Origin of the sequence: Pseudomonas brassicacearum, from assembly GCF_003732175.1 — a bacterium.
In the GTDB taxonomy this organism is placed as follows: domain Bacteria; phylum Pseudomonadota; class Gammaproteobacteria; order Pseudomonadales; family Pseudomonadaceae; genus Aquipseudomonas; species Aquipseudomonas brassicacearum_G.
This window is the reverse complement of sequence record NZ_MOBI01000018.1, coordinates 1-24,046: the sequence shown is the minus strand read 5'-3', so window position 1 is coordinate 24,046 and position 24,046 is coordinate 1. Positions and strand designations below refer to the sequence as shown.

Here is a 24,046-nt window from a genome sequence, read left to right as displayed (position 1 = left end):
GATCTACCGTGTTGGTTGGCTAGCAAATTGGGTATCGCGTAGCAACGCCCAAGTATCACGAGCATGCTGCCAACACGCCCCTATGGCGGCCCGTCCGCGGCCTTTCAATAGAGCCTTGAGCGCCAGTATCAGATCACCCAGGCTCACCAGTAACATATGTGAGGCCAAACCCAGTAGACCGTGGTGCTTGCGAAAGTACAAAAGCTCGCTTTCGATTTGTAACCTGGGTATCTGTCGACTGACCACATTGAGTTCGACAACCGATTTGGCACTTTCACCGCCGATATGCACCACCGTGGTATGCGGGTAATAAACCACCTTCCAACCGGCCTGTTTAACGCGTTTGCAGTGATCGACCTCCTCGTAGTAAAGAAAGTAGCGCGGGTCGAACAAGCCAACCTGATCAATGACTTCACGGCGGATCAAGTAATAGCAGCCGGGCACCCAGTCGCACTCACGGACCGAGGCATGATCCCAGTCCATGTCGTCGACCCTCTTCACCACAGGGAAAAAGCGTTCAAGCCCTGTACGCGAGAGGAAGACATTCAACGGCGTCGGAAAATAGCGACAGGAGGGCTGCAAATCACCCTCTCGCCCAACCAACCGGACGCCGAGGACTCCGCAATCAGGGTGAGCCTCCATGTAATCGAGGGTCTTGCTCAGGGTATCAGCAGCAACGAAGGCATCGGTATTGAGGAGCAACGCGTACTTGCCCTGCAGGTGCTCAACCAATTGATTGTTGGCACGACCAAAGCCAACATTATTTTCATTGGCCAGCAGCAATGCCTCTGGACAAATAGTTGCCAGGCACTCCAGTGAATTATCGGCAGAGGCATTGTCCACCACTAAATAGCGCGTTCGATCCGCACGATTTGACTCGCGCAACGCATTAAACATGGGGTGCAGCAGAGTCGCTGTATTGTAGTTAACTACTAACACATCAAGAGGGGCACTAATCATTAGATCGCCCTCCCAAAAAGTGCTGAACTCTCATCGTCGGATTACAAAACCATTTATAAATCGACATCATTCAAGCTCCGCTTAAAACAACCGCTATTCAGGCAAATTCCTCACACACGCATTATTCAGTGCCGCTTCAAATAATTTTGCAGAGGCCTCCCAAGAACTTGAGGCCACCGTTTGATATGCCATTTCTGAAACCGCACGCCACCCCTGTTCGTCTAAAGTCAATAGCCATTCAACACCACGAGCCAAGGCATCAATATCATCGATATCGGCTAGTACGCCGTTTTTGAAACAAGATATTGCCTCTAACGGCCAGCCAGTACGCGTTGAAACTACCGGTGCCCTACATGCCATCGCTTCCATCGCCGTTAGATTAAAGCCTTCTTCACTCCGGCTTGCTGCGAGCCAGACATCACATTGTGCATATAAATCACGAATACGATGTTGATCGGGAGAAAGATAAAACTCAAGACTCTCTGGAAGCTTAAAAATACCACTAGGAGGAGCACTTCCAAAGGCTATAACTCGAAGTTTTGAAAATTTTTTCTCGAGCAAAGAAACTACCTGAAGCGCAACATCAACCCCCTTGAATGGCGCTTCATGATACAAAAAACCGATTGTTGGGCAACGCTGTTTTCCCCTCGGCGCGGAAAAAAATTGCTGATGATCGACACTATTCCCAACCAAGCTAACATCAGAGTCGCCATACATGCTCATCACATCAGCCAACCACTTCGAAATGGTTATCTTATGCAAAGGCATTTTATACGTCGCCACAACCCTATCCACCGGGCAATAAGGAAACACTTCATGCCCCTGCACAAAATACACTTTTACACCCTTGGCCTGACCTAGAGAGCTCACCCACTCAGCCGTTTCCCACCACGTTGCAATTACAACATCCGCATCTGGAACATCCGAATCCACAATAGGCCTGTATTTTTCTATCACCCGATGATCAAGACCATGACCGTCTAAATGAGATGGACTTCTTTCGCTTATCGGCCACCCCTCACCCGTGATGAAACTCTTCATCTTCTTATCCAGCGGAGCAGGAGGTGCAGGCGGGGAAACGAGCGTTACATCATGCCCCATTTCAAACAATGCCTTAGCGTAAATTGCAACGACGCGAATTCCACCCGACATGTTCACCACCGGCAACACAAAAGTCACTTTCATTAGATCACCTCCAAAACCGCTGAAAGCCTATTCAAATTCAATGCACTTCCAGCCAAGCAATTTCCATCAATCAACACATCGTGACGGTCTGTCACAGCATTGGAAACAGCAAGAGACATGGATCGAATCAAAGCCATTTAGCAACGCCCAACACTAACTCTCCACACAAAGCCCCCACCGCCAGCATTGGCAGCACCACCAGTTCACGCTTGAGATCGAACAGCCCTACCTGACGATTGACATAAACAATCAGGATAAGTGTAGGGAACGTATGCAGGGCAACGCCCCAAATCGCATATTTTACCCCGCCAATCGTCAGCAGCAGCGGCAATAGCACCCATAACGAGACAATGCGAATAATGTTATCCATGGCTTGGTACTTTGTTAGTCCCAAGGCAAGCCAAACTTGATGCGCCACGGTGTAGCGCAATGTGAAAAAAGAAAGTGAAAGAACGGCCATCATGGTGCCGGCAGCGGCATAACGCTCATCGTATAACCCACCAACGATGAGCGGACTGACGGTCAAGAACAGTCCACAGACAAACAGCAAAGCAAGATCGAAAATCAATCTGAAGCGGTAATACAAAACGCGGAGCCGCGCGGTGTCATTACTTCTTGAGGCTTCACTGAAGGCCGGCAGGGCCACGGCCCCGACCAACCTAAGCACTGCGGTTTGAAGAGTGCCCAAAATCAGCACCGCAATGGAGTAGACGCCCAGTTCAGTGGCCGACATGCTGCCGCCGAACCAGATGCGATCACCATACATGGCCAATACTCCCGCTGCCGAAGACAACAGTATCCAACGGCCGAAGACGACTAACTCTTGAAGCGCAGAGCGGTCCCACTGTAGACGGTTAGGCGGGCCCTGAAACCATAGATGACCAATAACAGTGCCGACCATGGCCGAGACCAGACCTGCAATCACCAGCGACCAGACAGACCTGGTGAAGTAACCGATGCCCAGCATCACCAGCAGGCCCGCAAGCTGGGACGCAAAGTCGAGGAGCACCACTTTCTTTTGCTGGAAAGCGCGAACTGCCAAGTCGAGTTTCGTCGACTGGAACCCAAAGATGATCGCGGTAAAACCGGTAAAGGCCAACACCAGCGGCAACTCCGGTGCGGCATAGGTGGAATTGGCCGACCACAGATTGATGACTTGCGCAAACCAGGTGAAGCCTGCGATTAGAAGTGTCGAAGCAAAAAGGACAACGCCACGCAGGATCTGCACTGTCCAGGCGGTATTGAGAAACACTGGATCGTCGCCACGCGGGCTCTGGATAATGTTCTGGCGCAAACCGACATCGGAAAGCAAGTGCAGAACCACCGAAACGGTGGTGGCGATGATCATTACGCCGAAAATTTCCGGCATCAGCAGACGGGCCATTACAAGGTTGCCGCCCAAGCGGATTGCTTGAGACGCAACAAGCGCACCCAGATTCCATGCCCCGGCAGATATCGCTCGCCTGCGAAGGCTCAACGATTGCGATAAATCAATTGGAGGCATGACATCAACCCCGAACTCAGATGGTACGCACGTTACTATAGCTACAATTGGTCATCTCACTAGCCGTCGCTCACCAATCCATGAGTTCAATAATCCATGCCTGAGCACTTTCGCGCGCTAATCGTCATTCTAGTTTTAGCTGGCGTCGTTTTTGCCCTGGCGCGTCGACCAGCAGAAGACCTGATCCCACACCACGACTTCACTCGTCGCCGCAATCTGTGGTTCGCATTGACGCTACTGGCCTTTGTCTCGCACAGTTTCTGGGTGTACGCGGGCATTGCCGCTATCATTTTGACCGTCGCACGACAACGCGAACGCAATCCTCTGGCACTGTTTTTCCTTCTGCTGTTTCTCATCCCGCCGGCCCCGGCAGAGATTCCCGGCTTCGGCCTGATCAACTATTTTTTTGCACTTAACCATATTCGTCTGCTCGCATTGTGTCTGTTGTTGCCGGTTTTTTTCATGCTACGCAGGCAAGCAAGCACACTGAGCTTCGGACGCATCTGGCCTGACAAACTGCTAGCGGCCTACCTCTTGCTGACGAGCCTGCTTTACCTGCGTGACACCACGCTGACCGACACCTTGCGCCAGACGCTCTACCTGTTCACAGACGTTTTTTTGCCTTACTACGTTGCCAGCAGGGCACTGAAGGAACTCAGCGATTTCAAGGATGCTCTGTTGGGATTTGTACTCGCCGCCATGTTGCTGGCGCTTATGGGTCTCGTCGAATTTACCCGCCATTGGCTGCTGTACAGCGCGCTGATTGGCGCCCTGGACATGCACTGGGAAATGTCCGGCTACTTGGATCGTGGTGGTTCATTACGCGCCAGCGCCACCACCGGCCAGGCAATCGCACTGGGTTACGTCATTAGCGTGGCCATCGGCTTTTACCTGTTCTTGCGCGAGAGCGTACGCAGCCGATTGCAGCAATGCCTCGGCGCGCTCTTGCTGGCTGGCGGTCTGTTTGCAACGCTGTCGCGTGGCCCCTGGATCGGTGCAGCCGTCATGATCACCGTGTTCATCGCCACCGGCCGTGCAGCTGTCAAACGCCTGATGCTTCTGGCAATCGCCGGAGTGCTCGCCCTTCCCCTGCTGGCCATCGTGCCTGACGGGCAAAAAATCCTGGATTTGCTACCGTTCATCGGCACGGTAGACGTAGAGAACATCACGTACCGGCAGCGCTTGATTGATAACTCAGTGATCGTCATCCAGCGCAACCCTTGGCTGGGCTCTTTCGATTACCGCAACACTCCTGAGATGCAGTCCATGATTCAGGGCGAGGGCATCATCGATATTGTGAATACCTATATCGCCCTGGCGCTGGACATCGGCCTGATCGGATTGACGCTATTCGTGGTTTTTTTCGCCACTGTGCTGCTCGGCATCCGCACAGCAATGCGTTCGGTCCCCAACAAAGACGATGAGGCGCGCCGACTCGGACGCGCGCTGTTGGCGGTACTGGCCGGGATACTGGTGACCATCTTTACCGTTAGCAGTATCACGGTGATCCCCGTGGTGTATTGGTCGGTGGCCGGACTGGGTGTGGCCTATGCTCAGATGGTGCGCAGGCTCAAGCGCACTGAGACTACAAGCACTGCGAGCGCCAACCTTCAACCCTGGTAACGCTCATGACCTCTTTTTTTCACCGCGCCCATATGCTGCTGGTGGTTCTCCTTGCTATTTGGCCGTTTAGCACCTGGGCGTCGGACTGGGTCTCCAGCGTGGATGAGCGCAGCGGTCTGCCAATGCTGGCGCGCAGTGGCAACCCTGTAGTTTCTTCTTCATTCGCCTTCTGGGGGAGCAACTGGGAATGGACGGATTTGCCGACCGCGTTCAAGGTGAACACCCCTTATAGTTACTCCCTTGCAGGCAAGAACAAAAACCTGGATTTCGACGTGACTGCGCAGATTCAGAAGGAAGACGAGCAGAAGTTGACCTGGAACATTGCCCTGGATGCACACAGCATGATGCCGGACGTGATGGGCGGGGGCATCGTCTTCAAGTTCGATCCTGCCCTTTACGATGGAGAAATGGGTGAGCCGGCTTTGCTACCCGACAACCGCGGCTGGTCCTGGGGGAATACACACAGCCGACGCATCGAGATCCGTTTTGAGCCTGCACTGGCAAGTGTGTACTTTGAACCGGGTGATAAATCTCAGGTGCGTGCTTTTTTTTACAAGAACACGATCAAACCCGGCCGCCAAAATTTCAAAGCCACCTTGAGCATATCTGGCGATGTGGTACTCGGTCCGACCACAACCGAGCGCTTCGGGCTGGCGGACACAAGGAGCTGGCCGAGTGACACGCTCGACTGGAAAACCTCGCCGGTCGATCTGTCCTTTCTTAACGCTCACGAAAAACCTGCAGGCAAGCGCGGCTTCGTCAAGGTATCCGGCGAGCAACTGTTATTCGCAGACAACACCCCGGCGCGCTTCTGGGGCACTAACCTGACGGCCTATGCGCTGTTTCGTACGCCAGACGATGCAATCAAGCTGCAAGCCAAACGTCTGTCGGCACTCGGTTTCAATCTCGTACGACTGCACCACCATGACTCCCCATGGGTCAGCCCAAACATCTTTCGCGACAGCAACCTCACGCATGACACTCAGCAACTAAGCCCGGACTCACTGAAAAAAATCGACTGGTGGATCAAGTGCCTCAAAGACGAGGGCATTTATGTATGGCTCGATATGCACGTCGAGCGAGCCTTAACTGCAAACGACAACATCTATGGCTTCGATGAAATGCCAAAGAATGGCAAGAACAACGCCGATCTCAAGGGCTATGCCTATGTAAACATCACCATTCAGCAGGCAATGAAGCGCTTTTCCCAAGCCTATTTGACCCATGTAAACACCTACACCGAACTCGCCTACAAAGACGATCCGGCGATCGCCGCCGTACTGATTACCAACGAAAACGATGTCACCCAGCACTTTGGCAACGCCCTATTACCAGACAAACGAGTGCCAAAGCACAACCAGATCTACATGGCCGAGGCCAAGGCCTTTGCGAACCAGCACAATCTATCTGCAAGCCAGACCTGGCGCTCCTGGGAGCCAGGCCCCGCCAAGCTGTTCCTCAACGATTTGGAGCGACGTTTCAACGTAGACATGATTCAGCACCTACGTGAATCAGGAGTGAAGGTACCCATCGCCACGACCAGTAGCTGGGGCGGCGACAGCCTAAGCTCCCTACCGGCCCTTACCGCCGGCGACCTGATCGACGTCCATAGCTACGGTGGCCCTGGGCAGCTAGAGAAAAACCCGCTCACCAGCGACGGTTTACTGAACTGGATTGCCGCCGGCCAAGTCATAGGCAAACCCCTGACCGTCACCGAGTGGAACACTGAACCTTTCCCGGCACCTGACCGCCACTCGCTGCCACTCTATATGGCCGGCACCGCCAGCCACCAAGGCTGGGATGCACTGATGCAATATGCCTACAGCCAGGAGCCGCTAACCGGCGAATGGATAACTGCCGACAACTGGCACGCCTATAACGACCCTGCAATGCTGGCCACCCTGCCCGCCGCCGCCTTGCTTTATCGCCGTGCAGACGTTCGCGAAGCAACAACGACCTATGTCTTCGCGCCGACGCCAAGCACCCTATTCAACCAACGCATCACACCAGCCAACGCGGCTCTACTGCGCACAGCCATGGAGAAAGGCAAGCTGGAAATCGCCATGCCACAGACGCCGCAATTGCCCTGGTTGCAACAGAGTGCTATCCCGAGCAATGCACAGGTGTTTCATGACCCCAACCAGTCGCTGCTGGACGCCAATGCCAGCGAGTCCACGACAGACACTGGCGAGTTAAAGCGCAACTGGAAACTAGGCATCTACACCATCAATACGCCACGCACCCAAGCAGCAACCGGCTGGATCGGCGGCGAGTCGATCAGCCTTGGCAACATCCAGGTGCAAGTGAAGACCGCTAATGCCAGTGTGGTGGTGCAAAGCCTGGACGACGCGCCTGTGGGCCGATCGCAGGATTTACTGATTTCGCTGGGTACCCGTGCCATCCCCAAAGACGACAGCAAAACACCTTTTTATGTCGAGCCCCTCGAAGGCACCCTGACAATCCAGGCGCCGCAAGGCTTGACACTGTTCACCCACAGCATCCTTGGACAAATGAAGAAGCTACCCGCCACCTACCTTGATGGACGCTATACGATCAAGTTCGACGGCTTGCAGGCGTCGAACTGGTTGTTTTTGAAAAAAGCCGTCACGCCAGCTACAACCTCAGGCAACGCACAGCCAGGCCCTGTCAATACAGCATCATCCAGCGCACTGACGAATCAATAGCTAACCTGTCTTTTAACGTAGTGATCAGGCGGATCGAACTGGCGTTCCAATCTGCGCTTGCCCAGCAGCAGTTTCCAGGAGATCAGGATGAAATTTTTGGTTGTTGGTGGCGCAGGCTATATCGGCTCGCATATGGTCAAGCAACTACTGCGTGCAGGTCACGAACTGGTGGTGGCAGACAACTTTTCAACAGGCCATCGCGGCGCGTTGATGGGCGGGAGATTGGTCGAACTGGACATCGCCGACGCACAAGCCCTGGACGTCTTGTTTGCGGGACAGCACTTTGATGCCGTGTTCCACTTCGCCTCATTTACACAGGTGGGCGAATCCGTCACTGAACCTGCCAAGTATTACCAAAACAACCTGGCTGGAACCCTTACGCTGCTACAAGCCTTGGTTCGTGCCGGGGTTAAAAACTTCATTTTTTCCTCGAGTGCAGCCGTCTATGGCGATCCGGTGTATGTACCTATCGACGAAGAGCATCCCAAGGCCGCGATCAACCCTTATGGTCGCAGCAAGTGGATGGTGGAGCAGATGCTTGAAGATTTCGACCGTGCATACGGGCTCAAATCGGTCTGCCTGCGCTACTTCAACGCCGCCGGAGCAGACCCTGAAGGACAGTTAGGTGAACGCCGTGAACCGGAAACCCACCTGCTGCCACTGATATTGCAAGCTGCCTCCGGTCGGCGCACAACCATCACCGTCTATGGCCGTGACTACGACACACCTGACGGCACTTGCATTCGCGACTACATCCACGTTGTCGACCTCGTTGCAGCTCATGCACTTGCCGTGGATTATTTACTGGCAGGTGGTGCAAGCACGGCTTTCAACCTCGGAAACGGTCAAGGTTTCTCAGTACAACAAGTAATAGACACTGCACGCGCCGTGACCGGCCATGACATCTCCGTGAGCGAAGCGCCACGCCGCGTCGGCGATCCGCCACGCCTTGTGGCCGATCCCCGCATGGCCAACACATTACTTGGCTGGCAACCGCAATTTACCTCACTTGAACAGATAGTGGCGCACGCCTGGAGCTGGGAGCAGAAGTACCCTTGGCACTGAAAGTCGGCGCTGGCGCATAACGCCGAACACCTAAGGGTGACGCTCTAGTAGTAAGAGCGGCTTGGGCGCTCGGCTTTGTTTAGTACCGTGCCAATCAGATTGGCTGTCCCCAGATGATAAAGGCTTTCCTCGATCTCTTTCTTGCTGTTCATGCCGTTGGCGACCACCAGCAGGACGCAGTCGAATTTAGGCAAGACGGTAATAACATCGTCCGAACTCAACAACGGCGGCAAGTCGAAAATCACGATACGCGAGTCGTAGCGCTCGCGCAGATCAGTAATCAAATGGCTCACTGTGGGCGATGACAGCACCTCGGTGGAGAGAGGGATCGGCTCTCGCGTCGGCAGGACTACAAAGCGCGGCAAGGTCGGGTTGACCAGAACCTCTTGCAGTTCCGCTTCATCGTCCAGCAATTCATTGAGCGATTTCTCCATCGGCAGACCCAGGCAGGCACCCACCATCGGACGACGCAAGTCGAAATCCACCAGTAGCGCCGTCTTGGTGGTGTGATGGGCGATGCTCATTGCCAAGTTGATAGCCAATACAGTCTTGCCTGCCTCCGGAGTTGGCGAGGTGATAGCAAGCGTGCGCCAGCCATTTTCTTCCATGACTTTCAGAACTTGCGTACGCAGCAGATCGAAAGCCCCCCCCATATTCGAATTCTTGTTGTACGCCACAATGCGATTGCGCTCGAGATGATCTGGCCGCAGCGGTACAACTTTGGTTTGCACATAACTCAGCGCATTCAGACTTGCAGACTGCCCGGTCACTGTCATGGCTTTTGGTATTGTCACGAGACTTGACGATGGCTGTTGCTCGGAATTCTCGGTATCGGGCTTGATTATTTCCATGGCTATATTCCTTATGCAAACCGGCCCAGAGCTTTAAACATCAGAAGGTCCAGAGGCATGTAGAAGAAGTGCAGGAGCACCAAAAAGAGCACGATTATCACGACTCCACTGAGGATCAATCGCGTTCGCCACCGCTTACGGCGTGCCAATTCCGCTCGAGTGTATATGTAGGGAATCGCAACCAATATGCGTCTACCCAGCACACTGGCCAAGGCTTCAGCTCCGCGCACGCGCTGGTTCAGCATCTCAAGGAGCATCACCAATGCGCCAGCGCCCACCGGAGCGAGAACAAAGCCCATGGCAACCACTTTTTTACGGTTCGGCCGTATCGGCTTTTCAGGCATCAATGGCGATTCCAGAAGAACAAAACGCTCGGCTTTGTTTTCCTGCTCCAGGCTTTCGGAAATTTTCGCACTCATTTCCTTGGTGCGTATTTCCTCGTATTTTTTTTTAGCGTTTTCATAGTCACGCATCAGTGTGACCAAGCCGCGCTCGACTTGCGGCGCCTCAAGAATTTGCGCCTCGTAGTCGGCTATTTTTTTGAGTATTTCCTGCTTTTGATCGGCCAGCGACTGGATACGTGTTTCTGCGGCAGCGATCCGGGCCTGAGCCTTGGCAAGGTCCAGATTGACTGGAGCCGCTGCACCACCAGCACCTTTGGTAGCCTCAAGTGCAGCAATTTTGCGTTTGACGGCACGCACATCGGGGTGGGCTTCGGTATACAGCGACAGTAACCGGGTGTACTCCGCCTTGAGGCTACCCAGATCTTGCTGTTTATCAACCGCCGCGCCAGGCGATACATGCTTGGTCGCTGCTGCGGAAAGCTCCAACTCATTGAAGCGCAACTCCTCACGGGCAGTTTTGTAGTCACGGTCGACCTCTTTGAGCTCGGTTTCGGCGCGTGACAACATATTCATGCGCAACTCCTGATGCTCGGGAAGCGCGTTGCTGTGCGCTTGCTTGAAGTCTGCCAGGCGGTTTTCCAGGGCTTCCAGTTCGACCCTGAGCTTGTCCGCCTCCTGCGTCAGAAACACTGTTGTTTCACTGGCGCGCTCAGTGCGCTGCTTGATGTTTTCATCCAGAAACAGCGTCACCAGCTCGTTGGCCACTTTGTTGGCAATCTCTGGCTGGCGGTGCTCAAAGGAGAGACGGAAAGCAATCGTCACTTCTCCGCGCCCCTTAACGGCAGCACTGACCAAGGAGACTGTAATCGCATTGCGCATTTCATCGATTTTCTCGGAAACGCTCAACTGCCTGCTTTGCGAAGCAAAAAGATTGTATTTGTCGATGATCGCTTCCAGATGCTCACGGGTCATCACGCGCTGGCGAATAACTTCGATGCGCTCATCGGCAAAGGTATTGTTGTTCGCCGACACCAGGTCTGGCGAAATTTGCTGAGACTCGACCAGAATAGTGCCAGATGACTCGTAGATGGGCGGGATAGAGATCGCGACCACTACGCTCAGGCCGAGTATTACCGCGAAACTCAGGATCAACAGCAAGGCATGGTGCTTGATGACAGCAATGTAGTCGTTGACCGACATTTCGTATTCAGAGGTCATATGTATCACCCAGCTGAATTTCAGAAGTTGGGGTGACTATAGGTCAAGGTCAACCCGACGACGTTTGCGGTGGCATCCGGCAAGCCATCTTGCAGGCGTTCTTTGTACGTGAAGGATAGGCGCGCCACCCAAAAAGGTGAGAGTTCCCGGCTAAACCAGGCACCGACATTGCGCAGGGTATTAGGCGTTAGCCCTTTGGTTTTTTGCCATGAAGCATCAAAACCGGCACGGCTGGTGTCGTCGAGGGCATAACTCCATGTACCGTTCAGGTTATCAACCTCGACAAAACCGCCGTCGCCGCTGGCGACAGTACTACGACTGGCGCCGATACTTGTATCAACACGCTCACCGGTATAGTGCAACGAAAAACCGCCTTGACCACTGGGGTGGCTGTTCGAGCCAGAGACTTGATTGACACCTGCGTAAAGCGACCCCTTGAGCCGCTCAGATATCTCAAAGTTCAAGCCGACAGTGGGGGTGTAACTGTTTGAGGAAGACACCGCAGATCCCTGCTGCGGCTCATAACGCTTCACGCCAAAACGCGTGAATAGCTCCACACGCTCGCTCCATGCGTAGTTCAAGCCCAGGCGGTTCGAAAGCTCGTCATAGTTGGTCAGTGTATTAATGTCGTAAGTGACATGTGTGTAGTCGGTTTCGTTAACCAAGGTAGTACGCTCACTGAGAGCGGTCCTCCAGTTGCCGCCGAACGAGGTTAGCTTTTGCGTACCATCGGGGGCAATCACGCCGGTTGCTTGAACCGCAGTGGAGAGCGTTGAGCTCTCGACATACTTCGCCGTGAGTCCAAAACCACCCGTTTCGGTCTCGCGCTGCCACCCTAACTGCAAGCTGGGGTCTTCGCGGTCCGAAACGATGGACGTATCAGACGAACGCACCAGATTCACACCAAGACCGAACCGCCACTGATCCCGCTCTGAAGTACCGACAAGCGTGTAATCGGGGGCGATGATCGTACGAGTCACACCCTTCTTGTTTTCCGTAACAAGCACCGGGTTGCTGTCGTACTCGACAGTCGAAGGCACAACGATTGCTGATTGCCAAGTGGCAGCATAGGCCACACCGGAGCACGGCAAGATCAGGATGGCCGTCGCAACTCCCATCGTTCGCAGCACAGGCAAGATAATCCTTAGTGCATAGCGCAAGGCTAAGGCACGACCAGCGTATCGCCGGCCTGGAGTTGAATATTGGTGGACATGTCATGCCCGGACATCAAATCGCTGTAATGGACGGGCAGGATCTCTTGTTTAGCCCCATTGCGGCGCACGACCTTGATCTCATCCTTGTCGGCGAATTTGTCAAGCCCGCCCGACATGCTCAATACTTGCAGCACTGCAGTTGGACCTGACATCTGTACGGTGCCGGGCTTCAGCACCTTACCTTGCACATAGACGAGATTGCCTGCGGTGCTCGTGATGACAACGCTCACGTTCGGATCGGGTATGAACTCCTTAAGCCTGGCAGTGATTTTCTTTGCGACTGCAGTGGCATCAAGCCCCGCAACATCGACTTGTCCTGCCAGCGGGAAGGTAATGCTGCCATCAGGAAGTACGTGCACCTCCTGTTTCAGTTTCTCTTCGCCCCAAACGGAAACCGAAATGACGTCACCCGGACTTAGCAGATAAGCCGCGGCTTTTTCGTCGGCACTGGTAATGCTGGGCCAGACCACCAGCGCGCAGAGCACAGGCAATAACAAACGCAACATAAGGATCCCTCCGACCAAGTAGCATGCACAGAGATTCACATAAAAACGTGGCGAAAACACTCCATCTCCTTTGACGCCAAAGCAACGATCAAACAGCAATCGCCTCGAGCTTCCTGACGGCCAATTTCCGCCGAAACCAAACATCAGACCGAAGAACATCCCGGCAATCATCCCGACGTTTCCCGGTACTCGTTCTTGAGCGTAGACCACAATGGCGAGAACGCCGAAGCCAGGATGAAGCCGATCACCACGCTCAGCACACTGGTCCAGAACAGGTCCACATGAGGCAGCAATTGCGTGAACGGCGCCACGCTAAGGATCGAGAACCAGATTTACCACCCTCGCCGCCCAAGGGCGGGTACGCGTGGTCGTGCTGGAACTTGACGGGCGTTGCATCAGCTATCGTCTAGGCTTGCTGGAACAGGGTCGGCTCTAACGACTACAACTTGGCGTTCCTGCCGCAATATGCCGGTCTGGGCAACGGCCGAGTGCTGCTTGATGAGTGGATTCGCTGGGGTCTGGACGAGAGCTGGCAGCACATCAAACCGAGGCTGCAACAGTGGCAAGCCAAACGTGCGGCAGCTGTCGCACGTTTGACCCGCGCCCCCGTCGTGACCGGCGTCGATAAAAAAATCGCGCCCACTGCACACCCCATGGAGGACGAACATGCCTCGCCAAGTCATAGTCAACGCTGACGATTTCGGTCTCAGCCTGAATGAAAACGCGGTCATTCTGCGGGCCTTCCAGGCCGGGGTGATCAGCTCCGCTACCGTCATGGCCAACATGCCGGCCTTCGCAGCGGCCTGTGAGCTGGCGCAACAGCCACTGCTCAAGGGCCGCGTCGGCCTGCACTTCAACCTCACGTACGGCCGGCCCCTCAGCCGGGCGATTCTCGAGCTGCCAAGCTTTTGCGACACGGCTGGCGAGTTCGACCTGAACCTGCCCCGCCACCGCCTGTGGCTCAGCCGCCAGCAACACGATGCAGTGCTGAAGGAGCTCGAAGCGCAATGGCAGCACTGCCTGGACAATGGCCTGCAGCCCAGCCATCTCGATTCCCACCAGCATGTTCACACTATCTGGCCGATCGGTGAGATCGTCGCGCGTTTTGCTGCCCGCCAAGGAATCCCCGTTCGCCTGGCGCGCAATCTGGGGCACAACCTCAGCCTGGCCAAGCGAGTATTCAAGAGCTTGCTCAACCGGCGTTTACACCGCCTCGCCGGTGCCACGGCGGACTACGTCTGTACCCCGGTGGACTTGCGCAACGCCAGGCCACCGGCAGACGGACTACTGGAAATCGTTGCCCATCCGACGATGCTCGGCAGCGACTTTGGCGACGCCTATCTGTATCAGGGTGAGTCCTTGAGTAAGTTGCTCGACAACCGCCTGCCGGGCATTCCACGGGTTTGCTATAACGTGCTGGTACGCACACGACCCGCAGCGGCCACGACGGCATTGGATTAGCACAACGATGACAGCACAATGCCCGGGACTGGCCACGGGCATTGTGCAAAAGGCAGATGGCTCAGGGATTAAGCGGCCATTCCTGGTCGAGCTCCGAAAGGCTTTTTCCATCGTCCGGATGCTTCCACGTCGGATCGGGTGGATTCTCTTCCGGGGTCGCTTCTTCTGGCTTTTCCTCTTCAGAATCTTCGTACTGTTCACGTTTCTTTTCGGTTGCCATAAGGCCCTCCTCCTGAGGTTTGCGTTCAATTTCAGGATAGAACAAAGCCACTGTTTCGTTATCGACCGACCGTCTGTATTGCACTGTGTACAGCAACCTTGGCGATTTTCGCCTCTTCCAGCAGCCCCTGAATCACCTGCTCTTGTTCGGCGTAATCACCTTCCCCGAAATGGCTGTAGCGCAAGCCAGCCTCTGGCAGGCGTCAGCAAGCTCTGAATGTCTTCCTGCGAAGGCAGAACCTGACTCAGCGCTTGTTACCCTCCAGGCTGTTTGGTAGTCGTGAGATAGACTAAGCAGCGGGTATCGGAGGGTAGGAGTGACAGCTGTGGCGCGATTCTGATGGATTCGCTGATAACGGCCGCGGCGCGTGCGCTCGCTGCGGGTGATCCCCTTGGCGCACTGAACCGGGTGGCCTTGCGCGACGATGCGCCGGCACTCGCGTTACGCGGCATCGCCATGGCGCAGCTCGGCGAACTGGTTCGCGCGAAGGCTCTCTTGCGCAGTGCGGCACGTGCCTTCGGCCCGAAAGAGGCCTTGGCCCGTGCGCGGTGCGTGGTCGCCGAGGCCGAGATTGCGCTTGCTTCGCGCGACCTTGGCTGGCCTGCAAAGGCACTCGATGCCGCACGGGCAACGCTCGAAGAACATGGCGACCGAGTGAACGCCGCGCATGCCCGGTATCTCGAGATCCGGCGCTTGCTCCTGATCGGTCATCTCGACGAAGCCGAGCACAGGCTCGCCGAACTCGACCCCACGCCTCTACCACCTGCGTCGAAGGCTATTCACGAGTTGGTCGTGGCGGGCATCGCGATGCGCCGCCTCCAGGCGAAGACGGCGCGGGCGGCGCTCACTCGGGCCGAGCATGCCGCACGCCACGCTAATATCCCTGCGCTGACAGCCGAGGTCGAAAGCGCCCGCCTCGTCCTCGACACGCCCGCCGCTCGCCTGATAACCAGTGGTGAGGAACGGCTCCTGCTGCTTGAGGACGTTGAAGCGCTACTAGCGTCAAAAGCGCTCGTCGTGGACGCCTGCCGTCATCTCGTACGCAACGCACACACGCAGGTCTCGCTCGCAAGCCGCCCGGTACTGTTCGCGCTCGTCCGGGCGTTGGGCGAAGCGTGGCCCGCCGACGTATCAAGGGAAGCGCTTATCGCCCAAGCCTTCCGATTGAAGCTTGACGATGAGTCGCATCGCGCGCGATTGCGCGTCGAGGTCGGGCGACTTCGCGCGGCGCTGCGGACAGTGGCTGGCGTGACCGCAACAAAGCGCGGGTTTGTACTGGCGCCGCGCAGCGCGTTGGAAGTCGTCGTACTGGCCCGGCCCGTCGAAGAGAAGCAGGCGGCAGTGCTCGCCTTCCTTGCCGACGGTGAGTCGTGGTCGAGTTCGGCGCTGGCACTGGCACTTGGCGCCAGCCAGCGCACCGTGCAGCGGGCACTCGATTCGCTCGCGGCGTCGGGCAAGGTCCAGTGGTTTGGTCGCGGGCGAGCGCGTCGCTGGATGACCCCGTCGGTGCCGGGTTTCGCGACGTCATTGTTACTCCCCGCTCCACTTCCAAGTGACTAGGATCACTCCACGACCAAACCACCAGGGTGGAAGACATGAAACACTCAGCAGCCGAAATTATCCGCGAATATGGACCCTTTCCGGGTGTCGACCATGTGCATGGGGTCACCTATGACGGCCAGCAGGTCTGGTTTGCTTCCGGAGACAAACTGAACGCCCTCGATCCGGCGAGCGGGAATACCCTGCGCTCGATCGATGTCGCCGCGCATGCAGGCACGGCCTTCGACGGTCAGCACCTGTTTCAGATCGCCGAGGACCGCATCCAGAAGATCGACCCGAAAACCGGTCGCGTGCTCGCCACGATTCCCGCGCCGGGTGGCAGCGACTCAGGGCTCACATGGGCCGAAGGAACGCTCTGGGTGGGCGAGTATCGGGACCGGAAAATTCATCAAATCGATCCCCAGACCGGGGCGATTCTTCGCACCATCGAATCCAACCGTTTCGTTACCGGGGTCACCTGGGTCGACGGAGAACTCTGGCACGGCACCTGGGAAGGTGAAGAAAGCGAATTGAGGCACGTCGATCCTCGAACCGGAGAAGTCCTGCAGAGCCTCAAGATGCCTTCTGGCGTCGGCATTTCGGGACTCGAGTCGAATGGCGCCGACCAGTTCTTCTGTGGAGGCGGAAACAGCGGCAAGGTGAGAGCCGTTCGCCGGCCTGAATGAGGTGTCGAGCGCCCTCGGCGTCACGAACAAGCAATCGAAGCGAACCTCACGGACGAGGTTCGCCAATATCTGCACCAAAAGCTATATACGTAACACAAGGAGATGTATATCGAGTCGCTCTTAAAAACCGCATCATAATAACTCTCAACTGAGCTCTAAAATAAAAACCATCTACTTCAACAACTTGCACTCTCGTCAGCGTCGCTATTTTTTCGACAGCAAACTGATTTACCGCTCATCGCCTTCCTTCTGGAATTGAAAGCATCTGTTTGACAGTCAAATTTTCAGATCTATATTCAACATGCGAAATGAGTAAAAGCGCCTCACGCGCAACTTAACCGCAAACAGTACCCGCCTCACAAACCACTTGAAAAGGAATTCAGTATGACTATTAATTTTGTGCCATCAAAAAGTGACCGCACACACCTGACCATTAACTGCTATACAATAGCCAGTTACAACTTCAACAAGGACAACCCAACATTTTATGTAACATTCAATTTTAGCACCAACATTCTATGGACGGCGGTTCTAACACCTATCTCGCCAACAGCTACATTACCAAGAACGGTTTACTTAGGCCCTGTTACCATATACGCCGGCGCCAGGGTCGACCTACAAAACTTGGGCAACAGCTTCAATATTTTGTTCTCAGGCACTATTGGTGATGTCAACGGCAACACCGCATTTTACTCCAGCAATATTGGCAGCTTCCAACAAGGCGCTTTTGAGGAAGTTGCTTATAATCAAGCCGAACCCGCTTAATCAAATGTTATACGAAGTGGCTTAACACTACTTCAATATCCAGAACGCCTCCCCCCTCTCTCAATTTCCGTTATCTTGGGGGGGAGGAGCTGGCCTCGCTGGACTCTCCTGCATAATGCGCACTTCCAACTCACGGAGACGCATTCCGCCCGCACGACCAACAGCCCCACCCACCGCGTTGTAGACCCAACGCCTGATCAATCACCGCATCAACATAAGTAGCTATGCTTGAACTATTGCCACGTCCTGGTAGCAACATCGTGGAAGGAGGCGCTTGAGATGCAACTCATCACGTTGAAAATCGATAAGCCGGAAGCGACGAACTTCATTTTTGGGCAGACGCACTTCATCAAGTCCGTCGAGGACATTCATGAAGCATTAGTCAATGCGGTTCCGGGTATCACGTTTGGCGTGGCCTTTTGTGAAGCCTCCGGCAAATGCCTGGTGCGCTGGTCCGGCACCGACAGCGCCATGATCGAACTGGCCCAAAAAAACGCAAAAGCCATCGCCGCAGGCCATAGCTTCATCATTTTCCTCGGCGACGGTTTCTATCCGCTCAACGTGTTGAACATCCTCAAAATGGTTCCTGAGGTGTGCCATATCTTTTGTGCGACAGCCAACCCAACGGAAGTCATTCTCGCTGAAACGGAACAAGGGCGAGCGATCCTCGGTGTAGTGGATGGTTTTTGCGCCAAGGACATTGAAGGCGACGACGATATCCTGTGGCGCAAAAACCTGTTGCGACAGATCGGCTACAAGCTCTGAGCTGCAGCGCCGACAATGAGTGGTGCCGTGACCGCGCCCCAAGCGAAACACTTCCATGCAGGGGGCAGCCACGGTCACTCAGCGCCTCAACGAATCAGCATCGCTGCGGCAGCCGCCACCATGATCGCCGCCGCGCCGCGGAACAGCCGCTGTTGCGCTCGCAAGCTCGACAGTAGGTGCCGGATGCGCACCGCGCCAACAATGAACAACGCGCCAACACCCAGCAGAACCAGAATGGTCAGTGGCACCAGCATCAGCCCCCAGGTCTGCAACGTGACCGTCTCAAGATTGATCACCAGCGGCAGCAACGCCAGATAGAAGGCGATGGTCTTCGGGTTGCCCAGGGTAATGGTCAGACCGGATATCGCCGCTGACAGCAGCTCCTTCTTCTTCACCGGCTTGCCGACTTCGATCGCCTGATGGTTGGCGAACCAGAACTGCCAGGCCAGATAGCACAGGTACAGCGCCGCAGCCCAGCGTACCAACTGGAATAACGCATTGAAGTGCTCGGCGATCATCGCCAGGCCGAAGACGGCAAATGACAGGTAGGTCAGATCGCCGAGGATCAACCCAAACAGCAGACAAAAACCCGACAACGCGCCACCGCTGACGCTCCGCGCCACCAGCGCAGCCATGCCGGGGCCAGGAATGGCGGCTGCGATGCCCAGCGCTGCCGAATAGGTAAGTACTTGCGTCAAATCGAGCATGTCGTGCTCCTCAGGTAATTTATTATTGTCTTGCTCGACGCTTTCAGCGCTTCTGCAACGGCTACAACCTGACCGTCAAAGTACACCCAAGGATGAGGCTTGCGCTGGGCAACCGGGGTCTTGCCGGACACATCAGTCATGATCAGGCCCTTCGCGCGGCAATGTTCAATGCTGTTTCGCGCTCGTTGTTGTCGCGACCGCTGCGCTTGTCGTGGAACTTGGCGGCCTTCCAACCTTCCAACTGACCATCGTCGCAGTGCCAGTAACGGCATCAGTGGCGCCAACGGCGATGTGGACACGGACGCCGAGCCTGGCCGCCATGGAACTGGCAACGGCCTCCACGTCGTTGTGGAACGAGGTGTTCTGCTCCAACTCCAACGTGACGCTCAACTGATCGACGCCGCCCACGGTTTCCACCTGGATGTGGTAATCCAGGCAGCCTTTGAGATGCTCGAATAGTGCTGCCTCAACGTCGTAGGCGCAGTGATTGTGGCCGTTGATGAGCAACGTATCCCAGACCCGACCGATAGGAATGATCTGCCAATTTCCCTTGTCCATGACCTGAGCCCTGACCATATCCCCGGTGCGATAGCGAATCAGTGGTTTTTGCCCCTGATAAAGATGGGTGATAACCAATTCGCCGGTCATTCTGGCATTCACAGGATCCAGCACTTTCTCCGTCAGGGGGTTGACCACCTCATAGACCACGTTCAGGGGAACTGTGCAGAGATTGCCATCCTTGTCGCAGGCGGCCAGGATCGACGACTCTTGCGAGGCATACATGCAGTTGTACACCGCACTGCCCCACACATCGCCGATATTGCGCAGCAACGCAGGAGTGGTCAGTTCACCCAGGGTGAAAATCAGCTTTACGCCCAGATCCGAGGGGCGCTGGCCCTTCTTGATCAGATGCCGGGCCAGGCTGATGGCAACTGCCGGTGTACAGACCAAGGCTGTGATTTTCAGCTCCCTGATCAACGTGACCGCACGATCCAGCCCGACGACGGGCGATCGCGGCCACATTTTCACGACTGTGTGACCAAGGCTACGACAGACGTCTTCAAACGTATCACCGGTCGAGTGCAACTCCGTAGGTCCCATCACGCCGACAATATGTTGCTGCCCGTGGGCACGAAACAGCTCGCTGTAACGAAGGATCAGCGGCGTGTTATTGAATATCGAATCATGCTCGTTGCGCGGACAAGGTGTCGCCGCTCCGGTAGTACCTGTGGTTTCGTAGTAGATCCAGGCGTTCGTCAATGGCGCGGCCGCCATGCCATGACCTGCCTCGCGCAAATCGTTCTTGGTGGTGAATGGCAGCTGACGGAACGCATTCCAGTCAAGTTCATCTATGGCACTGTCAGATAAAACAGATAATCTATCCCGATAAAAAGGCGAATGCGCCTTGACGTAACGGAGTATGTTTTTAATACGCCCAATCTGAATATCATTCAACTCCCCGGCGGAGATACCCTCTTTCTCAAACACTGCATGTTGCTGATGAACTGTACGTGCCAATTCCAGAAGCTCAGGCTTGAATAAAGCGTACACTACAACCTCCTTGTCATTTGAACAGCGAAAGATTACCGGTCAACTTACTGATTTTTTTCTTCGGTCCGATCAAGCCGATGGCAACCAACTCTATGGCTGAACTGTCGGCCTCGGAGATACGCGACTCATACTCCTGATACGTCTTGCAGGATTGTGCCAAGGCGCTGAATGGCATGATGTGAATTTCATCATCCGCCAGCGCTTTCTCTTGAAGTTCCTGCAAATACTCATTGGTGGACAACAGAATCGGTAATGGTGCGTAGATGACGCCGGGGTAATTAACCTTGTCACGACTTTGCATGTCAGGTCCGACCAAACCTTCTACCGAACGCCCCAGACTGACGCCGATAACGCTGACGGCATTGGCCGCATGTCCCAGCCCCAGTGTTTTGTCGACGACAATCACGCATTTGTGAACGGCAGCATCGAAATTCATTGAATCCTCCACGACTATCAATAAACCTTCAGTTTTTCGAGCTATGTCACACCGAAGTCAGCCCAACCATCGAGCAACCCGACAAACTTCGTAGTGTCACTACCAATACCAAGCACCTGCCCACTGGCAATTTTTTGCCACTTCATCACACCCTGCTGATGATTGGGATGAGTCAGAAACGCGGAGAGCGTCTCTTGGATTTCAAATAACCCCATCACCACAAAGTCCATGGCCTGTTTGCGCGGGCTTATATTTCTGCCACAAGCCCAGCCCACGATTTCGTTAATATGAAGTGGGGGGCTGATGTGTCGATGCTTCTGTATCGATGACTTCGTCGCCACACCATTGAAAGGGTTCATCAAACTTGAAAAAACCAGATAAAGAATAATGTATCACCCTGGGATCGCGCCCTCCGAAAAAGGAAGCGACCCACTGTAGTTTATTTATTCAACGACGCGTCCGGCATCGATTTGTACGTGAAGGCTAAAACGTGGCAACTCCAACGTCAGAAGTTGGAAAAATATTATCCCCTTTAGCAGGGGAATAAATTTCTATTTTAATTGCCGGGCTGATGCGTTCTGGTAGGATCTACCTCTTTATCACAGGGATGCGGAATTAATGACCGATCAGACGCTAAATCTGACAGATGTCAAAATCCTTACAGCCTTGCAACAGGACGGCAGGATCACCAACCAGACGTTGGCCGACCATATCGGCATGTCTGCCTCGCCCTGCTGGCGCAGGGTGCGGCAGCTGGAAGAACATCGCTTTATTCAGGGTTACAGGGCGGTGCTGGACCGACGCAGGATCGGGCTGGGAGTGATGGTGTTCATCCGGGTCAGCATCGACCATCACAGCGCAGCCGAGGCCCGGAAGTTCGAGCAGGAAGTGATGCAGCTGGAGGATGTGGTGGCGTGCTACAGCATCGGTGGCGACGCTGACTTCCTGTTGCAGGTAGTGGCGCGTGATCTCGACTCGTTTGCCGACTTCGCGATGTCGGTGATCCGGCAGTTACCTGGCATCAAGGAGATGCAGAGCATGTTCGTGCTCAAGGAGATCAAACCTTTCGTGTCGTTCCCGGTCAAGCGCTCCCAAGAAGCCTGAGGAGACCTTTCAAGCCACCAGTTAGCCAGAAACTCGCGCATCAGCACTCACCCTATCACCAAGGTAAAGGGCAGCCCTGTGTTACGCGCATGAATCAAAAACCCAACAGAGCCCAGCACTAGACTGGGCTTTGTCACGTCAGGAAAGACGTCTTGCTTGCCCTGTTATTTCGAGGCGTACAGCAACTCCCAGAAACGACAAAATCCTACACTAGACTAGACTCTGCCTACACACCACGGATGGATCTCCCAATGAAACCAGTCTACCTGGCACTCACTGCGTGTTTGATCTTTCAACCCGCGTTCGCAAGATCTGGTACTGATCCTCAAGTAGTAAACCCTGACGAATCGCAACTGGTCGAGCATGGCTCGTACATCAATAGCGACGGAAAAACCGTACACAGCCCCGCCCATACAAAATCAAATCGCGCACCCGAGGGTGCAACCGCCAAGTGTCGCGACAACACCTACAGTTTTAGCCAGCACCGCCGTGGCACCTGCTCCCGCCATGGTGGTGTGATGGCTTGGCTATAAGTCATAGCTGTCGATCAGCTTCGAGTCGCGCCGGCCGGGCTCAAAGGTCAAGTTCGACGAAACCGTCAGCACGCAGATGCTAAACAGTCTACCGACCACGATGATCGATCAACTCAAACAAGCTTCTGCCCGATCCACACCCGCTTATTTCGCCGAGGGTAGAGACAGGTGCGCTATGGCAGCTTGAGCCATTTCAATCTCGGCGATGGCGTCTTCAGCATGGTCGGGCTTGACCCAGTTGAAGTCGGGGTCGCCAATTATTGCGCCAATTGACTTCCTGCACAGGGCGTCGACTTCCACGCCTTGCCGCCCAGCGACTGCCATCACCGTTTTAAGCGCTATCTCAAGCGCAACCACTCGATCCTCGCTCATGACGCAACCCTCTCTGTAGAGCATTAAGCGTAGATCAATCCCAACTTCGATGAATCATGCTCCCTGGGGCCGAAAACGAGAAAAGCCCTGCAAGCGTAAACCTGCGGGGCTTCTCGGTCAGGCTGACCTCTCTGATTAAGCCGGAAAGGATTTCACCCGGATCCAGTCGATTTGTTGTGAGTTAGCAGCGGATTTGGCACCGACCAGGACCTTGCAAGAGATTCCGAGCTTACCGCTAGAAGCTGCGGCCGGCGGATCTTTCGAGGATTCAGCGGCACACAATCGGTGCCAACTACCTGCAAAATGGTTTGTGACCAAAACGGCAAGTAGTCGGGTGAATTTGCCGTTTGTTTGGCACTACGGTTGGGGCCAAAAAACGTCGAATTTGGAGGTATCAGACAGGCTCTCGGACGCGATGGTTTGATACCAAATCGGCCGCTGGGCCTTGTGATCAAGGGCCTCGGCCGGCGACTATAGACCTTCCGCAGACCTGGTGATTGCCCTACTGCCCTCCCCGCGCTCTGTTCCGTATCCCTAGCGCACAATCGGAAATCTGGCCTAAAGCTGCTTTCGCTGCTTCCGTTTGTCTTCAAAGGCACGGCCGGCGGGACATACAGCCGGTTTCGCTGATTTGGGATGGTGACCTTTAAGAACGAAGAATCAGAACTGAGCTTCCAAGGTTTAGCGCTGCGGAGCGAGTGTGCGGATTCCACGGCCATCCGGCCACCTATTCCATGAGCATCCGGCCACTGA

General features: G+C 55.1%; 23 protein-coding genes and 3 pseudogenes. 11 read left to right on the top strand and 15 right to left on the bottom strand.

The window, feature by feature from the left end:
• Nucleotides 1-3: 3 nt before the first annotated feature.
• From BK658_RS17220 to BK658_RS17210, 3 genes are all read right to left on the bottom strand, one after another.
• A complete protein-coding gene (locus BK658_RS17220) occupies nucleotides 4-960 on the bottom strand; it encodes a glycosyltransferase family 2 protein (protein ID WP_123583318.1) in 957 nt (318 codons plus the stop codon).
• A gap of 93 nt (nucleotides 961-1,053) precedes the next feature.
• Complete coding sequence (locus BK658_RS17215; protein WP_123583317.1) at nucleotides 1,054-2,145, bottom strand: glycosyltransferase family 4 protein; 1,092 nt, start codon at nucleotides 2,143-2,145, stop codon at nucleotides 1,054-1,056.
• Nucleotides 2,146-2,272: 127 nt separating this feature from the next.
• A complete protein-coding gene (locus BK658_RS17210; protein ID WP_123583316.1) occupies nucleotides 2,273-3,649 on the bottom strand; it encodes an oligosaccharide flippase family protein in 1,377 nt (458 codons plus the stop codon).
• A 96-nt stretch (nucleotides 3,650-3,745) separates the two neighbouring features.
• Between BK658_RS17210 and BK658_RS17205 the strand changes: the two genes are divergently transcribed.
• The 3 genes from BK658_RS17205 to galE all read left to right on the top strand — a co-directional run bounded on the left by BK658_RS17205 (nucleotide 3,746) and on the right by galE (nucleotide 9,021).
• The gene (locus tag BK658_RS17205; RefSeq protein WP_123583315.1) at nucleotides 3,746-5,272 is read left to right on the top strand and encodes an O-antigen ligase family protein; all 1,527 of its coding nucleotides are present in this window, start codon (nucleotides 3,746-3,748) and stop codon (nucleotides 5,270-5,272) included.
• A 5-nt stretch (nucleotides 5,273-5,277) separates the two neighbouring features.
• On the top strand, nucleotides 5,278-7,956 hold the full coding sequence (locus BK658_RS17200) for a glycoside hydrolase 5 family protein (protein WP_123583314.1): 2,679 nt from the start codon (nucleotides 5,278-5,280) through the stop codon (nucleotides 7,954-7,956).
• Between the two features lie 87 nt (nucleotides 7,957-8,043).
• Entirely contained in the window at nucleotides 8,044-9,021 is a 978-nt protein-coding gene (gene galE / locus BK658_RS17195) for a UDP-glucose 4-epimerase GalE (RefSeq protein WP_123583313.1), read from the top strand.
• A 44-nt stretch (nucleotides 9,022-9,065) separates the two neighbouring features.
• Here galE and BK658_RS17190 read toward each other — a convergent pair whose 3' ends face one another.
• The 5 genes and pseudogenes from BK658_RS17190 to BK658_RS17170 form a co-directional block, all read right to left on the bottom strand.
• On the bottom strand, nucleotides 9,066-9,797 hold the full coding sequence (locus tag BK658_RS17190; protein ID WP_259740099.1) for a CpsD/CapB family tyrosine-protein kinase: 732 nt from the start codon (nucleotides 9,795-9,797) through the stop codon (nucleotides 9,066-9,068).
• A gap of 86 nt (nucleotides 9,798-9,883) precedes the next feature.
• Nucleotides 9,884-11,434 carry a GumC family protein gene (locus tag BK658_RS17185; RefSeq protein ID WP_123583311.1) on the bottom strand — a complete coding sequence of 517 codons (1,551 nt, stop codon included), beginning with the start codon at nucleotides 11,432-11,434 and terminating at the stop codon, nucleotides 9,884-9,886.
• A 20-nt stretch (nucleotides 11,435-11,454) separates the two neighbouring features.
• The gene (locus BK658_RS17180; RefSeq protein ID WP_123583310.1) at nucleotides 11,455-12,570 is read right to left on the bottom strand and encodes a hypothetical protein; all 1,116 of its coding nucleotides are present in this window, start codon (nucleotides 12,568-12,570) and stop codon (nucleotides 11,455-11,457) included.
• 26 nt (nucleotides 12,571-12,596) lie between these two features.
• A complete protein-coding gene (locus BK658_RS17175) occupies nucleotides 12,597-13,154 on the bottom strand; it encodes a polysaccharide biosynthesis/export family protein (RefSeq protein ID WP_123583376.1) in 558 nt (185 codons plus the stop codon).
• 126 nt (nucleotides 13,155-13,280) lie between these two features.
• A pseudogene (locus tag BK658_RS17170) lies at nucleotides 13,281-13,486 on the bottom strand (MFS transporter); the annotation flags it as partial.
• Here BK658_RS17170 and BK658_RS17165 point away from each other — a divergent pair.
• Both BK658_RS17165 and BK658_RS17160 read left to right on the top strand, forming a co-directional pair.
• Nucleotides 13,486-13,849, top strand: a pseudogene (locus tag BK658_RS17165) (GNAT family N-acetyltransferase); the annotation flags it as partial. The pseudogenes BK658_RS17170 and BK658_RS17165 overlap by 1 nt on opposite strands.
• Nucleotides 13,821-14,615 (top strand): carbohydrate deacetylase, encoded by a 795-nt coding sequence (locus BK658_RS17160; RefSeq protein WP_123583308.1) that lies wholly within the window; start codon nucleotides 13,821-13,823, stop codon nucleotides 14,613-14,615. The pseudogene BK658_RS17165 and the gene BK658_RS17160, both read left to right, overlap by 29 nt.
• Nucleotides 14,616-14,676: 61 nt before the next feature.
• Here the strand turns inward: BK658_RS17160 and BK658_RS29985 are convergent, their stop codons facing one another.
• Both BK658_RS29985 and BK658_RS30335 read right to left on the bottom strand, forming a co-directional pair.
• A complete protein-coding gene (locus BK658_RS29985) occupies nucleotides 14,677-14,835 on the bottom strand; it encodes a hypothetical protein (RefSeq protein WP_185019845.1) in 159 nt (52 codons plus the stop codon).
• Between the two features lie 58 nt (nucleotides 14,836-14,893).
• Nucleotides 14,894-15,019, bottom strand: a pseudogene (locus BK658_RS30335) (hypothetical protein); the annotation flags it as partial.
• Between the two features lie 155 nt (nucleotides 15,020-15,174).
• Here BK658_RS30335 and BK658_RS17155 point away from each other — a divergent pair.
• From BK658_RS17155 to BK658_RS17140, 4 genes are all read left to right on the top strand, one after another.
• Complete coding sequence (locus tag BK658_RS17155; protein ID WP_123583307.1) at nucleotides 15,175-16,395, top strand: helix-turn-helix domain-containing protein; 1,221 nt, start codon at nucleotides 15,175-15,177, stop codon at nucleotides 16,393-16,395.
• 35 nt (nucleotides 16,396-16,430) lie between these two features.
• Nucleotides 16,431-17,060: a Vgb family protein gene (locus tag BK658_RS17150; RefSeq protein WP_123583306.1), complete on the top strand. Its 630-nt coding sequence runs from the start codon at nucleotides 16,431-16,433 to the stop codon at nucleotides 17,058-17,060.
• A gap of 384 nt (nucleotides 17,061-17,444) precedes the next feature.
• Entirely contained in the window at nucleotides 17,445-17,825 is a 381-nt protein-coding gene (locus tag BK658_RS17145) for a hypothetical protein (protein ID WP_123583305.1), read from the top strand.
• Nucleotides 17,826-18,104: 279 nt separating this feature from the next.
• The gene (locus BK658_RS17140) at nucleotides 18,105-18,590 is read left to right on the top strand and encodes an adenosine-specific kinase (RefSeq protein ID WP_123583304.1); all 486 of its coding nucleotides are present in this window, start codon (nucleotides 18,105-18,107) and stop codon (nucleotides 18,588-18,590) included.
• A gap of 86 nt (nucleotides 18,591-18,676) precedes the next feature.
• On the opposite strand, the gene BK658_RS17135 is transcribed toward BK658_RS17140, so the two are convergent.
• The 4 genes from BK658_RS17135 to BK658_RS17120 form a co-directional block, all read right to left on the bottom strand.
• Complete coding sequence (locus BK658_RS17135; RefSeq protein WP_123583303.1) at nucleotides 18,677-19,297, bottom strand: LysE family translocator; 621 nt, start codon at nucleotides 19,295-19,297, stop codon at nucleotides 18,677-18,679.
• Nucleotides 19,298-19,462: 165 nt separating this feature from the next.
• Complete coding sequence (locus BK658_RS17130; protein WP_259740096.1) at nucleotides 19,463-20,848, bottom strand: phenylacetate--CoA ligase family protein; 1,386 nt, start codon at nucleotides 20,846-20,848, stop codon at nucleotides 19,463-19,465.
• A 13-nt stretch (nucleotides 20,849-20,861) separates the two neighbouring features.
• A complete protein-coding gene (locus BK658_RS17125; protein ID WP_123583302.1) occupies nucleotides 20,862-21,284 on the bottom strand; it encodes a DUF2000 domain-containing protein in 423 nt (140 codons plus the stop codon).
• Between the two features lie 41 nt (nucleotides 21,285-21,325).
• Complete coding sequence (locus BK658_RS17120) at nucleotides 21,326-21,643, bottom strand: Dabb family protein (protein WP_259740095.1); 318 nt, start codon at nucleotides 21,641-21,643, stop codon at nucleotides 21,326-21,328.
• Nucleotides 21,644-21,902: 259 nt separating this feature from the next.
• Here BK658_RS17120 and BK658_RS17115 point away from each other — a divergent pair, with 259 nt between their 5' ends.
• Nucleotides 21,903-22,388 carry an Lrp/AsnC family transcriptional regulator gene (locus BK658_RS17115; RefSeq protein ID WP_123583301.1) on the top strand — a complete coding sequence of 162 codons (486 nt, stop codon included), beginning with the start codon at nucleotides 21,903-21,905 and terminating at the stop codon, nucleotides 22,386-22,388.
• Nucleotides 22,389-22,627: 239 nt separating this feature from the next.
• Nucleotides 22,628-22,921: a DUF3761 domain-containing protein gene (locus BK658_RS17110; protein ID WP_311196264.1), complete on the top strand. Its 294-nt coding sequence runs from the start codon at nucleotides 22,628-22,630 to the stop codon at nucleotides 22,919-22,921.
• A 144-nt stretch (nucleotides 22,922-23,065) separates the two neighbouring features.
• Here BK658_RS17110 and BK658_RS17105 read toward each other — a convergent pair whose 3' ends face one another.
• Entirely contained in the window at nucleotides 23,066-23,293 is a 228-nt protein-coding gene (locus BK658_RS17105; RefSeq protein WP_148049725.1) for a hypothetical protein, read from the bottom strand.
• Between the last annotated feature and the right edge of the window lie 753 nt (nucleotides 23,294-24,046).

What these genes read in the sequence shown, in the direction of transcription:
- BK658_RS17105 (WP_148049725.1), bottom strand. Translation starts at nt 23,293, where the DNA reads ATGAGCGAGGATCGAGTGGTTGCGCTTGAGATAGCGCTTAAAACGGTG.
- BK658_RS17220 (WP_123583318.1), bottom strand. Translation starts at nt 960, where the DNA reads ATGATTAGTGCCCCTCTTGATGTGTTAGTAGTTAACTACAATACAGCG.
- BK658_RS17140 (WP_123583304.1), top strand. Translation starts at nt 18,105, where the DNA reads ATGCAACTCATCACGTTGAAAATCGATAAGCCGGAAGCGACGAACTTC.
- BK658_RS17160 (WP_123583308.1), top strand. Translation starts at nt 13,821, where the DNA reads ATGCCTCGCCAAGTCATAGTCAACGCTGACGATTTCGGTCTCAGCCTG.
- galE (WP_123583313.1), top strand. Translation starts at nt 8,044, where the DNA reads ATGAAATTTTTGGTTGTTGGTGGCGCAGGCTATATCGGCTCGCATATG.
- BK658_RS17115 (WP_123583301.1), top strand. Translation starts at nt 21,903, where the DNA reads ATGACCGATCAGACGCTAAATCTGACAGATGTCAAAATCCTTACAGCC.
- BK658_RS17155 (WP_123583307.1), top strand. Translation starts at nt 15,175, where the DNA reads ATGGATTCGCTGATAACGGCCGCGGCGCGTGCGCTCGCTGCGGGTGAT.
- BK658_RS17190 (WP_259740099.1), bottom strand. Translation starts at nt 9,797, where the DNA reads ATGACAGTGACCGGGCAGTCTGCAAGTCTGAATGCGCTGAGTTATGTG.
- BK658_RS17185 (WP_123583311.1), bottom strand. Translation starts at nt 11,434, where the DNA reads ATGACCTCTGAATACGAAATGTCGGTCAACGACTACATTGCTGTCATC.
- BK658_RS17135 (WP_123583303.1), bottom strand. Translation starts at nt 19,297, where the DNA reads ATGCTCGATTTGACGCAAGTACTTACCTATTCGGCAGCGCTGGGCATC.
- BK658_RS17200 (WP_123583314.1), top strand. Translation starts at nt 5,278, where the DNA reads ATGACCTCTTTTTTTCACCGCGCCCATATGCTGCTGGTGGTTCTCCTT.
- BK658_RS17120 (WP_259740095.1), bottom strand. Translation starts at nt 21,643, where the DNA reads ATGAACCCTTTCAATGGTGTGGCGACGAAGTCATCGATACAGAAGCAT.
- BK658_RS17215 (WP_123583317.1), bottom strand. Translation starts at nt 2,145, where the DNA reads ATGAAAGTGACTTTTGTGTTGCCGGTGGTGAACATGTCGGGTGGAATT.
- BK658_RS17145 (WP_123583305.1), top strand. Translation starts at nt 17,445, where the DNA reads ATGACTATTAATTTTGTGCCATCAAAAAGTGACCGCACACACCTGACC.
- BK658_RS29985 (WP_185019845.1), bottom strand. Translation starts at nt 14,835, where the DNA reads ATGGCAACCGAAAAGAAACGTGAACAGTACGAAGATTCTGAAGAGGAA.
- BK658_RS17175 (WP_123583376.1), bottom strand. Translation starts at nt 13,154, where the DNA reads ATGTTGCGTTTGTTATTGCCTGTGCTCTGCGCGCTGGTGGTCTGGCCC.
- BK658_RS17205 (WP_123583315.1), top strand. Translation starts at nt 3,746, where the DNA reads ATGCCTGAGCACTTTCGCGCGCTAATCGTCATTCTAGTTTTAGCTGGC.
- BK658_RS17110 (WP_311196264.1), top strand. Translation starts at nt 22,628, where the DNA reads ATGGATCTCCCAATGAAACCAGTCTACCTGGCACTCACTGCGTGTTTG.
- BK658_RS17210 (WP_123583316.1), bottom strand. Translation starts at nt 3,649, where the DNA reads ATGCCTCCAATTGATTTATCGCAATCGTTGAGCCTTCGCAGGCGAGCG.
- BK658_RS17125 (WP_123583302.1), bottom strand. Translation starts at nt 21,284, where the DNA reads ATGAATTTCGATGCTGCCGTTCACAAATGCGTGATTGTCGTCGACAAA.
- BK658_RS17150 (WP_123583306.1), top strand. Translation starts at nt 16,431, where the DNA reads ATGAAACACTCAGCAGCCGAAATTATCCGCGAATATGGACCCTTTCCG.